The sequence below is a fragment of the Haliscomenobacter sp. genome, assembly GCF_033763495.1.
In the GTDB taxonomy this organism is placed as follows: Bacteria; Bacteroidota; Bacteroidia; order Chitinophagales; family Saprospiraceae; genus Haliscomenobacter.
Genome location: NZ_JANRKL010000029.1, coordinates 101225 through 115194, shown reverse-complemented (window position 1 = coordinate 115194; position 13970 = coordinate 101225). Strand labels below are relative to the sequence as shown.

The following is a 13970-nucleotide window of genomic DNA, read 5'->3' as shown; positions in this document are numbered from 1 at the left end:
GCTACCGCAGCGACTTAGATGCGATTACGTCTAAGTCGCTGCGGTAGCCTCAACCTTCTCAACCTCCCTCAACCTTCCTAAACTTCCCTCAACCTATTTTTTAAAGTAATCTGCCAATTCCGGACAAGTATTGAGGCATTCTTGAAAAACCTCGGTATGCCCGAATTGATCGCGAAAGGTATTGAAAATTGGGGAAATGTAAGGCTCTGTTTCATCTTCTTCCCAATATGGGCGGTCAAAGTCGTGATGGGCATACTTATCGCAGGTGCCCAACATAAAGATGATGCGTGCCGCCAAATCTTCTGTGGGTTTGGCTTTGAAGGCTTTGTGGTAATAGGTCGTGGCGCGGCTGAGCTGGAAGTACTCCTTGAAGTAAGTCTTGGAATTGGGTGCAAAGGAATAATTCTCCAAGGAAACGTATGATGAATGGTGCAACTCACCCACGGATTGGCCATAGGCGAACATCATCCAGTTTTTGCCCCAATAAGTAAAATTGTAATAGGCATTGCCCAACAGATAGCAAGCCTCGGCTTGTTGTGGGCCGGGCTGCTCGGCTTGTTTTTGCAGCTCAAGCATGCGCCGCAGGATGACTTTTTTGTTGTAAGGCTCCATGCTTTCACCTTCCCAGGGATAAGTTTTGGAGCTGGCGAAGGGATTTTGGTTGAGGTAGTATTTAAAGGAGTAATTTTTCCCCCAATAATCATCAGGCAGTTGCTCGAAAGCAGCCAAGGCCTCTTCGAGGCGATTCTGCCGGAAAGCAACGGTTCCCTTCAGTTCATAGGCTTGATCCAGGGAAGGGGCTGATTCAGCGACTTTCGGTTGGTATTCCTTACTATCTTCATCATAATAGAAAGACAGTTGTTCCGAAGGGGCGAGTGGCTCCAAGAGCATTTTTTCCAAAGCCGATTGTTCCTTTTTTTGGTGCAGGGCAATCAATGCATCAAGGTCAGCTAAAGTGGCAAAGCGTTCGAAGTAACTGATTCTTTGATAATATGGGTTCAAACTTTCGTAGTTGTTTTTGGGAACCCTCATGCTGCGATTGTAAAAGAGGCCCGCCGTAAGCCCGTCATTTTTTTGCTGGTACATGCGGGAAAAATAAAGCATAAGTTTGGGGTAAAGGCGGCTGCTTTCATCACTTTGAGGCAGTAAATCCTTGACCCGACTGAGCCCGCGTGCAATTTCGTCTTTGGCTTCATTACTGAGGATGTTCATTTGTTGGGGCATGATTAACAACTGGATGAGTTGCTTTTGCAATTGAATGCGCGCATCCCCGCGATTTGGGATTTGATTGAGCTGCGCCTCGACTTGAGTGGGTTGCAGATCCAGGTAATACAGTTGTGCCTGGGCCAGGTGGGCAAAATCCGGCTTTTTTGACGCTGGGTTTTTGCTCCAATTGTCCAGCACCTGGATCAGTTCTTTGAGGTAAACGCGGTCTTTAGCCAGGTTTTTGCGGAGGTAAGGAATATCTTTTTCCAGCAATGCCACACTTTCTCCGGGCATAAAATTGTCGGGATCCTCCTCTTGTTCAAAGGAAAAAGTATGGTCGCCTCCTTCAAAAAAGGTGAGTTGGGGTGTCAGCATCCAGTCTTCGAGTTTGTTGATTTCGCGGGTGATCAACTGCGGCAGGTAACGAGAACCTGGGTCCAATTGGATCACTTGTTGGATTTGATCCAAGGCCCTACCCGAAGTCATCAGCGCAACCAGGGTATGGAGCATGGCTTTTTCCGGGGCAGTTTTGGCATAGCGCCAGGTTTCGTCCAGTTTTTCCAGGTCAAAAAGTTGGAATACCCGCAATTTTTTGGATTCACATTGGTCAAACACCTTCGACAAGAGGTAATTCGCTTCGGCAATGTTGCTTTGGGTGGCCAAACACTCAGCCTTGTGGTACTGGGCCCAGGGAACCAGGATACTCGGGCTGCTGTCCCAGGCAAAATACTCATCGCAGTAGCTGCTGCACTCATCAGCATTTTCGGCATAGCGGTATTGTACCACCAATTGATAGGCGTAGCGGCGCTGCAAAAAGGGATCATTGAGGCTCTTTACTTTCTGCTTGGCTTCCTGAATGATTGGGGTGATTTGTTTAAAAAAATCAAAATCTTCCTCTTCGAGTCCCCAGGGGTCCGTGCTGGAAAAATGGGCAAACTCGGCGCGCATGGCCAAAGTCAGGTAAGCCAGTGCTTCGGCCCGATTGGGCTGGAGGAGTTGTTGGATAAAGGTGTTGTTCTTGAACCGCATGGCGAGTTGACCCTCATCCAGGATGTTGAGGAATCGCTCGGGGCCGATTTTGTACAAAATTTGCAATACATCGGCTTCCTTTACCTCTGGCCCCAGATAGCTCATCCATTCCTGACAGTTGCGCCGATAATCGAGCTGCTCGGGATCAGCCGGGTATTCAAACTCAAAATAGGTGTTGTAGTGAAAAGCCCGCAGTGCTGCATCGTTGATCAGCAGGGGGTTGAACCAGGCAATGCGGTATTGCTCGTGGTGGAAATAAGCGCCGCAGCCGTTGGTGCGGATGGTGGGCAGCAGGAAGAGGAGCAGAAAAATTGGAGTGAAACGAATCATCATGGCTATGGGTTTTTACCTGCTTTTGAAATAATCGGCTAGTTCCGGGCAAGTTTTGAGGCATTCTTGGTAGGCTAGGGTATGGCTGTATTTGGTACGGAAAGTGCTGAAAAATGAAGAAACATCGCCCTTTTGATCGACATAAAAACCATCTTCTGTCCCAACATCAGCAACGTTTGCATAGGAAATACAGTGGCCTAACATATAGGTTGTGCGAGCAGCAAGTTCTGAATTAGGCTTGCAACTGAGGGCTTTCTGGTAATAACCAATCGCCCGGCTCATTTTGTAGTAGACATTGAAATAAGTTTTTGCATTGGGATAAAAAGCGAAATGAAGATGGGACACACCAGTTGAACCATCGCTATAGTCAAAGATGGATTTTCCATAACTGAACATCATCCAAGCCTTGCCCCAGTAAGATGTGTTGTAATAGGCGTTGGCGAGCAAATAACAAGCTTCAGCCTGTTTTGACCCTGGTTGACGGGCTTGCCGCTGCAACTGGATCATCCGCCTAACCATATCGGCTTTGTTAAAAATCTTCAATTGTGCCCCTTCCCAAGAAAAATGCTGCGCATCTGCAAAAATATCTTGCTGCAAGTAATCATTGAATTCATAAGTATCTCTCCAATAGGTTTTAGGCAATTTTTCAAAACTGGACAATGCTTCTAAAAGTCGATTTTGACGAAAAGCAATGGTTCCTTTTAGATCATACAATTGCTCAAGGCTGGGTAAAGCGCTAGGCATATCTCCTTCATCGTAATAAAACCTTTCGTCGTCAGCTAGATAAGATAAATATTTTGTTCTTTCTGCAATGGATAAAGAGTCGGTTAATAGTGTTTCGAAACTTGTCCGGTTCTTTTTTTTCGCTAATTCGATTAACCTATCCAGGTCAGACAATGAAGCGAAGCGATCAAAATAGTGGATGTTGCCATAATAACTGCTCACCCAAGTAAATCCATTAACTGGCACAGCCTGACTACGGTTATAGAACAAACCAGCGGTGACCACATCTCCTTTTTGTTGATACAACCTGGAAAAATGCAACATCAACTTGGGATAAGCTCTCAATTTGGCATCCAACAAATGGGCATGGGCACGGATTTTTTTAAATGAATGAGCAATTTCTGCTTTGGTTTGTGGGGAAGTAATATCGGCTATTTCGGGTAAAATCAGCAGGTTAATAATGTTTTTCTGTAGCTGAACTGTAGGGTTTTGCTCCTTTGTGATTTTTTGCAATTGGAATTTAGCCTGAACGGGTTGTTGATCTAAGTAAAAAAGATGAGCAAGCGCAAGGTGCCCGAAATCTTGAGTGGTAAATTTTGGGTCACGCATTAAAGATGCTATCAGATTACGTACCTCACGAAGGTAGGATCGATCTTTAGCTTGGTTTTTTTTCAAATAAGAAATGTCTTTGTTGAGCAAAGCATAGTTCTCACCAGGCATATAATCTATCAAAGGCTTTGCAGTGCCTCCATAGGGGTTGTCGCCGCCAAAAAAAGTAACCTGTGGAGTTAAAATCCAATTCTCAAGCTTGTTGATTTCTCGGGTCAATAGCTGAGGCAAATAACGAGAACCAGGGTCAAGCGTAACTATTTTTTTTAGGTTATTGAGGTTGCGACCAGGGTTTTTTAAGCCAGCAATGGTATAAATGATAGCCTGTTCATGCGCGTTTTTAGAAAACTTAAGGGTAGCTTCTAGGTCTGCTTGATTAAATAAGTAGTAAACTCGATTTTTTTTGGATTCACAGAGGTCAAAAATTCGTGACAGCAGGTAATTGGCTTCATTTTGGGGTCCCAACCCAGTCATGACACCCGCTTTATACAATTGTGCCCAGGGTACCAAAATGGACGCTGTTTGATTTAGGTCAAAGTATTTGTTGCAGTAGTACAAGCATTGCTTACCCTTACCTGTATAATGGTATTGCACCACCAATTGGTAGGCATAACGCCGAATCAGAAAGGAGTCATTAAGCTTTTTAATTTTTTCTTTGGCTATACGAATCAATGGGGTGATTTTTCTATGAAAATCGAATAAAGGCTCATTGAAGCCCCAAGGGTCTTCGCTTGAAAAATGAGCGAATTCTGCCTTCATTGCCAGCTTTAGGTAGGCTAAGGCTTCAGCATGCCTGGCTTGCAAAAGTTTTTTTATGAAATTATTACCGGGAAACAGATTGCCAAGTTGGTGATCTAACTCGGCGGTAAGAAAAACATCAGGGGAGGTCTGGTACAATACTTTAAAAACTTCATGAGCTTTTACAGGGCTACCTAAATAATTCGCCCATTCCTGACAATTCCGCCAATAATCTTTTTTTTCAGGATCAGGTTGATAATAATAAAAAGGAATATTCTCAAACAAATGAAAGGAATATACTGCGGGATCTTCAACTAAATTTGGATTAAACCAGGCAATACGGTATTCATCCAATACATAATACACCCCACACCCATTGGTCCGACCAATGGGCAGCAAAGCCAGCAGCAAAATACCCCCCCAGACCATGGAATTGCGCAGCTTGTGCATGCCTCAATTTTTTTTCAACCCATTAAAATAAGCCTGTAAGCTCGCCTGATTCTCCTTTATCTTACGGTATTCCCAATCAAAAAACGCCACTTTAGAGATTCGTCCGCGCAATTTTTCCTTGATTACCTTCAAAGTTTCCTGCATCTGTTCTGGTGTACTGCCATCCATCCGAATCAGGTCGCCTTCGCGTAGGTAGTCCTGTCGAATTACGGTGTCTTGTTTCACCCGGTATTGATTGTCTTGCTCTTTTTGCAAATAAGTTTCCGTCCCTGGGGTCTCAGGCGATAAGTCGCGCAATAAACCCTGAAACACTCCGGCGCGATACCAGGCCCCCCAATTGAACTGAGGTAGGGCTACTTCCATTTCCAGCGGGTATTTTTTGCCTTTGAGGTACTGTTTGACCACACTGGCATCCAAAATGGCATTTGTTTCACTTGCCTTTTTAGGATCACCGGTATTGTAACACATCAGCATCACCTTTTTTACAGGCGGGACACCCATCGTTGCACGGTCGCGGTATTGGTGCAAGCGCAGGGTGCTGGAAATGGCAAAATCAGGGGCAGATTCTTGCAAGAATTTTAAAAAACTGAAATATTTATCTCTGGTGCTGAGGGTCCAGTCGCAATCAATCTGGATTTCAACAATTTTTTTGCTCCAATTCCGCTTCAAAGAATCAATGATGTCGCTGCGTTCTTCCCAGGTCAGGCGCTCGGGAAAATGATCATAAAAAGAGTAATTGAATACGGTGCCCTCCAGGTCTTCGTTGATTTGTGCAATTTTACGAGCCACCTTGGAGGCCAGTACGGGAATGTCCTGTTCCTTGATCTGGGTAAAAGTGCGGTTGGTGATGTAGACGGTTGGAGTTACCGTTTTTTTATCCCACCCCTGGGCGCTCCTGATTTCAAGCACTCCAGTGGGAACAGCGCTGGTATATCCCGCGCTCCAATCTACGTCAAAATAGCGCAAATAAAAGTGTTGACTGCGCATTTGATCAGCCAGTCCGGCATCAGTTGTGTCGAACTGCAGGGTAGTTTTCCAATAATAAAATGCGGGGCCAGCCTCTTTGATCACCTGGCCTTGGCAACTAGGTAAAGCCAAGGCAATACTTGCGATCCAGAGGATAGAAACAAGTCGGATTTTGTGCAACATGGATAAAGTTTAATGGTAGAAAGATAAGGAAGCTAGCTGAATTTTACGTGGGAAATTTGCTCAATATTACCAAAAGCTATGTTAAGGAGGGGAAAATGTTTGGCTGGGTGATCTTGATCACCAAACAGGGAGTGCTAGTGCCTTAATTTTGAAATACATACAGCGCATATGAGCATCAAAAATTGGCATCCTGCCGCAAAATTAATCCTGGTTTGTATCCTTTGCCTGGCTTTGGCAGGGCTAATCGGAGGAGTATGGTATTGGTGGACAACTTGATGGTCTCCTGTTCGCACAACAAGATTCTATTCACCTTAAAACTTTATCAACATGAAAAAGAACATGGGCAATGTGGACAAAATTGTACGCCTGATCCTGGCGGCAGTATTTGGTTATCTGTTTTTTTCTGGTACGGTCGTAGGCGTATTGGGCTACGTATTGGTGGCATTGGGTGCCATTTTTGTTGTGACCAGCTTCATCAGTTTTTGTCCACTTTATGCAATGGTCGGACTTTCTACTTGTCCGGTTAAACAATCGTAATTGGTCTTTTCGCTATAAGTTTGTTTCATCGAGCTGTTTGGGAGTTGTTCCTGAACAGCTTGTTTTTTTGAAAAGTAGGGTTTGATTTGGAACAAAGCAGAAAGACGAGGTGTATTTGGATAAAATACACTTAAATCCATGAAAGCATTGTTTGAAAAGCTCTACACCTTCCAGCGCCATTACAACCTGCAAATGGTGGAACATTTTGAATTGTACGGGGCTTCTGTTCCCGAACGCGACATTCCCTTGTTCAGTCATGTACTCAATGCTCACCAAATCTGGAATGCCCGGATTTTAGGACTGGAGCCATTCAAGGTTTTTGACGTGCATCCGGTAGCCGCCATGCGCCAAATTGTGGAAGACAACCACAAAAATTCCTTACGGATTTTAGAGGAGTGCGACTTGAGCCAGCGATTCTATTACCGGAACTCGCAGGGGGAGGATTTTTCCAACCTGATTGAGGAGATTCTGTTTCATGTGGTCAATCATACCACTTACCATCGGGGGCAAATTATGTCTGATTTTCGGCAGGCGGGTCTGGAGCCTTTTGCTTCGGATTACTCGACGTACACCAGGCAATAAATTATGCTTGACTTAGGTGTCTCTTAAGTGTCTGAGGTTTCTTAGGTGGTAAAAAACAAAGCCTGCGAAGCAGGATAATTTCACCACCTAAGAAACCTCAGGCACTTAAGAATCACCTAAGAAGGTATCAGATATCCAACAACATTGCGATCGGATCTTCCAGCAACTCCTTCACCTTCACCAAAAAGGTCACCGAAGAACTGCCATCAATCACCCGGTGGTCATACGACAAGGCCAGGTACATCATCGGGCGAATCTCAATTTTATCTCCCACTGCCACTGGCCGGTTTTTGATGCCGTGCATGCCGAGGATGGCCGATTGTGGTTCGTTGATGATGGGCGTGCTGAGCAGTGAACCGAACACCCCACCGTTGGTAATGGTAAAGGTGCCGCCACTCATTTCTTCGAGGGTGAGGCTGCCATTGCGCGCTTTGCCAGCCAGGTTTTTCAGTTCGATTTCAATTTCGGCAAAGCTCAAAGATTCCACGTTGCGGATCGGTGGCACCACCAAACCTGCTGGAGTAGAAATGGCAAAGGAGATATCAGCGTAGTTGTGGTACACAAATTCTTCGCCGTCGATCATGGCGTTAACCTCGGGCATTTGCAGCAACACCTTGGCGCAAGCCTTGGCAAACAAGGACATGAAGCCCAGTTTGATGCCGTATTTGGCTACAAATTTATCCTGGTATTTTTCACGCAGTGCCATCAATTCGGTCAGGTCAACCTCATTGAAGGTGGTCAGCATCGCCGTTTCATTTTTGGCACTTACCAAACGTTTGGCGATGGTACGGCGCATGCGCGTCATTTTTTTGCGCTCGACCTCCCGGGAAAAAGCAACTGCTGGTGCACTGGCTTTAGGCGCAGGAGTAGCAGCAGGCGTCTCCACTTTTGGTGCAGGTGTGCTGGCTTTGGCATCCACTGCCTTGATCGCATCCTCTTTGGTGATGCGGCCATCACGGCCAGTACCGGCTACATTGCCAGCAGGAATATCGTTTTCTTTCAAAATTTTACCAGCGGAAGGAGAGGGGTGGCCAGTAGCGTAATTGCTGGTGGCCGCAGGAGCAGGCTCGGCAACTTTCGCGGCCACAGGTGTGCTAGCTGCTGCGGGTTTGTCAGCTGGTGGTGTGCTGGGTACGTCGGCACCGGCACTTACACTGGTGTCGATTTTGGCCACCAGGGCACCAATTTCCAGATCATCTCCCTCTTTGGCGACGTGAATCAGTTTGCCCGTAGCTTCCGATGGAAATTCCAGGGTCGCTTTATCAGACTCGAATTCACAAAGGGATTCGTCAATTTTGACAAAGGCTCCGTCTTCTTTCAACCAACGGGACAAGGTTACTTCGTTTATGGATTCACCGATCGCGGGAACCCTCAATTCTACTACACTCATAGTGGTTTCGAGGTCAAATGTTGTCGGAATAGCAGAGCGTTTAAGCACCGCTCTTTGGCGCTGCGAAGTTCTGGCAATTGTGTTAAACAAACAAACAAAAGGCCGGGTTTATTCCGCTCCTAAAGGTTTAAAGTAATAAATCATACCTGGCATATCATCACCTGCTTCGTTGGAGATGAACATTCCCCCTTTAGAGTCAAAACAAAGGCCTTCGGGTTGTTGGTGCACCTTCCCTTTCAGCTTCTCCAGATAAACAACTTCACCTTGGAAATTGATCACCATAAAAATATTTCCTATCGCGGACAAGAGGTACAAATTACCATTCAGCGGGTGTACAGCAATGGAAGAAGGACTGAATTCAAATTCATCGGGTTTGGAGAAAAACTCAATGACTTTTTCCAGCCGCTCCTCTTTGGCGTGAGCCTGAAGGTATTTTTGTACTTCAGGTTGGCCAATGGTGAGGATGGGTGTGGGGTCTAGCGCCTTTTTGTTCAAATCAAAGGCATAAACGGCCTTGCGATTTTGCAGTTCAAGGGAATTGCCAGCTTTACCTTTGCAAGCCAGCAAAAGGCGGTTGTTGTTTTTGTCATAGCCCAATCCTTCTACATCATTCTCCTTGCCGAGTTCTGTATTAAAAGGTTCGGTAGTTTGTTCGTCGCGTTGATCTACATTTTTAATCAGGTTTAAGGTTCCTGTATTTTTGAGGATGTACACGTCCTTGCCCACAATTTCAACACCTTCATAATCCCCAAGTTTGCCAAAAGGGATCTCCCGTTTTACACTGCCCGTCGCCTGATCGATGACAAACAGAATCCCTGATTCATCTTGCACTGCAAGCAGGTATTTGTCACTATAGCTCATGCTTAAACCCGAAATTTCGTTGAGCAATTTAGGCATAGGCATACTGCGGTCTGGCTCATTCAGGTTGTACGGGAATGCAGACTTAGGGAAAACCTCGGTAGCGTTTAAACTATCCACCGGTTTTGGCGTAGGCTGACAAGCCCAGACGAGGAAGCTCATAGCAAGGGTCAATAACATTGTTTTCATTGGTTTGAAATAAAAAAATTGATGCATTTGCCGGCCTAAATTTAGGTTATACTGGCCTATTGTTGCTATCATTGCGATTGAATAAGGGGCGATAAAAAATAAGGATTCATTTTGCCCCACTGCTAAATACGCAAAGATGATTACTGTTAATAACCTTCAATTTAAACCATTTATTGCGGCTGAAACCATTCAACAGCGGATTGAGGAATTAGGTGCGGCTTTGCGCGAAAGATATGCTGGCCAACGGCCCCTTTTTATCGGCATTTTAAATGGAGCCTTCATTGTTACTGCCGACCTGGTCCGTGCTGCCGGGCTGGAATGTGAAGTGACCTTTATGCGTTTGTCTTCTTACGCAGGGCTACAATCCACCGGGCAGGTAACCACCAATATGGGCCTGGATATCGAAATCAAAGACCGCCACGTCATCCTCGTGGAAGACATCATCGACTCGGGGCGTACCTTATATGAATTGACCAAAAACATGCGCGAACAAGGGCCTGCTTCGGTGGCGATTGCCACCTTGCTGCTCAAGCCAGATGCGTTACAATTTCCTTTGGAGGCTGATTTTGTAGGCTTTTCGATTCCCTCCAAGTTTGTGATTGGGTATGGCCTGGATTACAATCAAGCAGGGCGGGAGTTGAAGGAGATTTATCAGTTGGCGGAGTAATTTCATTTTTATGATAGGCAAAAAATAGAATGAACATCAAAATCATCTCTGCTGGTGCCGGCTCCGGCAAAACCTACCGCCTTACCCAGGAAATGGTGCGCCTCATGCGCGAGGGCGTACGCGCCAGTGGCATCATCGCCACCACTTTTACCAAAAAAGCAGCAGCGGAATTGCAGGAGCGGGTGCGGGTCAAATTGTTGTCCGAAGGACTCAATGAACAAGCCGAAGACCTCACCAATGCCCTCGTTGGCACTGTACACAGCCTTGGCGTTAAACTCCTCCAACGCTTTGCCTACGAAGCAGGCATTTCACCCGAAGTAGCCATTATTGCCGAAGAAGACCAACAAATCCTCTTCAACCAATCCCTCGCCACGGTGCTCACCGACGAAAGGGTAGAAAAAATGACCCTGCTTTGCGACCGTCTGGGCCTGAGCAGCAACGAATATTTTGATTGGCGGCGCGAAGTTCGCCAAATCACCGAGGTAGCTCGCGCCAATGATTTTTCGCGTGAGGTGCTCGAGCGCAGCCGTGAGCGCTCCTTTGAAAGTTTTCGGGTTTTCCTAGGTGAACCCGCAAAAAAAAGCGCCGAAGCCTTCAACGCTGAACTGAGCGAGATGCTCAAAAGCAGCATTGAACGCCTCGAAAGCAATGCCGACGAAACCCAGGTCACCAAAAACGTGGTCAAAGACCTCGTAGAACTGGAGCGCGACCTGCGCCTGCGCGGGGAACTCAGTTGGCGCAACTGGGCTAAAATCAGCAAACTCAAACCCGGTGCCAAAAGTAAGGACGACGTCGTCGAATTGCTCGAATTTGCCAAAGTCCACGAACAACACCCCCAGTTTCAACAAGACATTCAAGCCTTTATCGATCAGGTTTTTGAATTGGCGCTGGCGGCTCTGGACGAATTTGCAGCCTACAAAAAACAACGTGGCCTGATCGATTACACTGATATGGAGGCCTTGATCATGGATTTGTTACGCGATGAGCAAGTGCAAACGGTGCTGCGCAATGAATTGGACCTGCTCTTGGTGGATGAATTTCAGGACACCAGCCCCATGCAGTTGGAGATTTTTCTAAAACTCTCCCAACTGGCGCGGCACAGCATTTGGGTAGGGGACCCCAAACAATCCATCTATGGCTTTCGGGGCGCAGCACCTGAATTGATGCAGGCCATCATCGAGCAGAGCGGAGGCGTAAAACCCGAAGATATCCAGGAAAACTCCTGGCGCTCTCGCCAAGACCTGGTCTACGCCAGCAATGCCATTTTTGTCAAAGCTTTTGCTGACATGCCACCCGAGCAAGTGGCACTGATTCCCAAACGTATCAAAGCTGATGAAGCCATCGAAGCATCGGATGCACTGGTGCACTGGCATTTTGAAGAAGAAGAAGAAGAAGGCAAAAAGCGCAGCGGACGTACACCCGGCAAACCCTGGCCTGAAAACTGTACTGCCTTCGCCCTGCGTGAATGGCTCCAGCGCAAGGTCTATGTATTACCCAAAGGTGAAAAAAAACATCGACCCGCCCAACCAGGCGACGTGGCCATCCTTTGCCGCTCCAACAGCGATTGCCAGAATATGGCTGAAGCCCTCAACCGGGCGGGATTCAAAGTGGCGATTGCCCGGGCGGGGTTGTTGAATACTGCAGAAGCTAAACTGGTTTTAGCTTGCCTGAAATACCTGCTCAACTACCACGACTCTCTTTCTGTTGCCGAAATTTTGCTGCTTGGTGCAGGTAAAGACATCGAAACCATCGTAGAAGACCGCCTGGATTACCTCAAAAATTATGATGCCGGCGAAATCACCAATCGCTGGGCAACCAACGATTTTTTGATTCGCCGCCTGGATGAATTGCGTACCGAAACCATCGAGTTGTCGAGTGCCGAAATTCTGGACTTGTTGGTCGAAGACCTGGATTTGCGTCGCCGCATCGTCAGTTGGGGCAAAGCCAACCAACGCCTGGACAACCTGGATGTATTGCGCAAACTGGCTTTGCAGTACGAAGAGGCCTGCAACCGCTTGCAATCGGCGGCTTCACTGGGGGGCTTGCTGTTGTGGCTCAACGAATTGGAGTCGGAAGAGCGTGACTTCCAGGCCGCTGGCGAAAGCCCGGAGGCCATCAACGTGATGACTTACCACCGCAGCAAAGGCTTGGAATGGCCTATAGTGGTCTGTTACAATTTGGAAAAGGATATCCGTACCGAATTGTGGGGCTTGAACATTGAGCAGGAAGAAGGTACTCAGGTGGATTTGAACAACATCCTAGGCAATCGCTGGTTGCGCTACTGGGTAAATCCGTACGATAAACAATTCAAGGGAACTCCATTGGCCGAAAGACTGGCGCAAAGTGAGGTCCAGGCCAAAAAAATTGCTCAGGCTACCCAGGAAGAAAATCGCCTCCTGTACGTGGGGCTTACCCGCGCGCGCGATTACCTGATTTTTCCCACTACCAATACGCCCACAAAATGGCTCAACCGCGCCTGGCACGAGGGCAAGGACGATTACCCGACTTTGGATGCCAGTGCAAGCGACACTCCCTGGGAATGGGAGGGTGTCATCCTGAACAAAGAAACCGAAACCTTTATTTTTTCCCGTGATTTTGAAGTTTTTGACATTGAAGAATCGGAAATCCTGTTTTTGGAACCTCGGGCAGGGAAACAAAAACACATTCCCCTATACATCGATACCTGGAAGGAAAACCTCCAGGATCAAATCCCTTCTTTCAACACGGGGGAATTGATGACCTACGCCTCCGCTTTTCACATTGAATCGTTATTGGCCGACTTTAATCAAATTTCGCGGGCGGTTAAAGCCTTTTTTCATGCCTGGCAGCCAGATTATGATGCAAATGAATTGAAGGCAATCACCGAGGGTTTGTTGCAACGTTTTGAAGTAGAGGAATGGCTCAGTGCTGAACAGTTGCTTCCAGCAGGGCAGGCTTTTCGAGGCTTTCTGGATCAATACTTTCATGCCCCTTTTTACCACCAACGTTACCCTTTGCGTCATTTTCATGGGGTGCGCATTTTTGAACGCGAAATTGACTTGTTGATGGAAAGTGAAGATGGCATTGCCCTCATTCAATTTTCGAGTTATGCCGGAGAGATGAAGCGGTACCGTGCCAAAGCCGCTGAAATGGCGCCTTTCCTTTATTTTAGCAAAGCAGGGGTACAGCAGATTTTTCAGGAGGAAAACATCCGCACTTTTGTACACTTTGTGCTGAATGGAGCAATGGTAGAGTTGTATTTTTAAAAAAAAGTTGGGCTACCTTTTTGGGAAGGTAGCCCTGATAATTCCTCAGCGGCATCTAGCCCGGAAAGAAGATGCCTCTAGGGGGGAATCATCCAATAGTCGACCTGTTACAAGCTCAGGCCAACATATTAGTAAGAGGAACAGCCTGAATGGATTTCGAGATCTACTAAATACTAAAACAGGAAGTTTGGTGCTGTCGCGTAGTTTGCTTCAATAAGCGCGTATTGTGACTTAAAACGAAGTATAAGAATTACTTCAGCAAACAATT

Annotated in this window: 9 protein-coding genes; 4 read left to right on the top strand and 5 right to left on the bottom strand. The window is 46.7% G+C overall.

Annotated elements, in window-relative coordinates:
• Nucleotides 1-93: 93 nt before the first annotated feature.
• From SFV55_RS02745 to SFV55_RS02735, 3 genes are all read right to left on the bottom strand, one after another.
• Complete coding sequence (locus SFV55_RS02745) at nt 94-2568, bottom strand: hypothetical protein (RefSeq protein ID WP_320027923.1); 2475 nt, start codon at nt 2566-2568, stop codon at nt 94-96.
• 12 nt (nt 2569-2580) lie between these two features.
• Nucleotides 2581-5001: a hypothetical protein gene (locus SFV55_RS02740; protein WP_320027922.1), complete on the bottom strand. Its 2421-nt coding sequence runs from the start codon at nt 4999-5001 to the stop codon at nt 2581-2583.
• Nucleotides 5002-5088: 87 nt separating this feature from the next.
• Nucleotides 5089-6234, bottom strand: coding sequence for a hypothetical protein (locus SFV55_RS02735; RefSeq protein WP_320027921.1), 1146 nt, complete (start codon nt 6232-6234; stop codon nt 5089-5091).
• Between the two features lie 327 nt (nt 6235-6561).
• On the opposite strand from SFV55_RS02735, the gene SFV55_RS02730 reads away from it, so the two are divergent.
• The gene (locus SFV55_RS02730) at nt 6562-6771 is read left to right on the top strand and encodes a DUF2892 domain-containing protein (RefSeq protein ID WP_320027920.1); all 210 of its coding nucleotides are present in this window, start codon (nt 6562-6564) and stop codon (nt 6769-6771) included.
• A 138-nt stretch (nt 6772-6909) separates the two neighbouring features.
• Nucleotides 6910-7353 (top strand): DinB family protein, encoded by a 444-nt coding sequence (locus SFV55_RS02725; RefSeq protein WP_320027919.1) that lies wholly within the window; start codon nt 6910-6912, stop codon nt 7351-7353.
• A gap of 127 nt (nt 7354-7480) precedes the next feature.
• On the opposite strand, the gene odhB is transcribed toward SFV55_RS02725, so the two are convergent.
• On the bottom strand, nt 7481-8743 hold the full coding sequence (gene odhB, locus SFV55_RS02720; RefSeq protein ID WP_320027918.1) for a 2-oxoglutarate dehydrogenase complex dihydrolipoyllysine-residue succinyltransferase: 1263 nt from the start codon (nt 8741-8743) through the stop codon (nt 7481-7483).
• 108 nt (nt 8744-8851) lie between these two features.
• On the bottom strand, nt 8852-9790 hold the full coding sequence (locus SFV55_RS02715) for an SdiA-regulated domain-containing protein (RefSeq protein WP_320027917.1): 939 nt from the start codon (nt 9788-9790) through the stop codon (nt 8852-8854).
• Nucleotides 9791-9926: 136 nt separating this feature from the next.
• Here SFV55_RS02715 and hpt point away from each other — a divergent pair, with 136 nt between their 5' ends.
• Complete coding sequence (gene hpt / locus SFV55_RS02710) at nt 9927-10457, top strand: hypoxanthine phosphoribosyltransferase (protein ID WP_320027916.1); 531 nt, start codon at nt 9927-9929, stop codon at nt 10455-10457.
• A 29-nt stretch (nt 10458-10486) separates the two neighbouring features.
• Entirely contained in the window at nt 10487-13702 is a 3216-nt protein-coding gene (locus tag SFV55_RS02705; protein ID WP_320027915.1) for a UvrD-helicase domain-containing protein, read from the top strand.
• The last annotated feature ends 268 nt before the right edge of the window (nt 13703-13970 follow it).

Bases quoted from the DNA above. Each gene is read 5' to 3' on its own strand.
- SFV55_RS02745 (WP_320027923.1), bottom strand. From the start codon at position 2,568: ATGATGATTCGTTTCACTCCAATTTTTCTGCTCCTCTTCCTGCTGCCC.
- SFV55_RS02735 (WP_320027921.1), bottom strand. From the start codon at position 6,234: ATGTTGCACAAAATCCGACTTGTTTCTATCCTCTGGATCGCAAGTATT.
- SFV55_RS02730 (WP_320027920.1), top strand. From the start codon at position 6,562: ATGAAAAAGAACATGGGCAATGTGGACAAAATTGTACGCCTGATCCTG.
- SFV55_RS02725 (WP_320027919.1), top strand. From the start codon at position 6,910: ATGAAAGCATTGTTTGAAAAGCTCTACACCTTCCAGCGCCATTACAAC.
- odhB (WP_320027918.1), bottom strand. From the start codon at position 8,743: ATGAGTGTAGTAGAATTGAGGGTTCCCGCGATCGGTGAATCCATAAAC.
- SFV55_RS02715 (WP_320027917.1), bottom strand. From the start codon at position 9,790: ATGAAAACAATGTTATTGACCCTTGCTATGAGCTTCCTCGTCTGGGCT.
- hpt (WP_320027916.1), top strand. From the start codon at position 9,927: ATGATTACTGTTAATAACCTTCAATTTAAACCATTTATTGCGGCTGAA.
- SFV55_RS02705 (WP_320027915.1), top strand. From the start codon at position 10,487: ATGAACATCAAAATCATCTCTGCTGGTGCCGGCTCCGGCAAAACCTAC.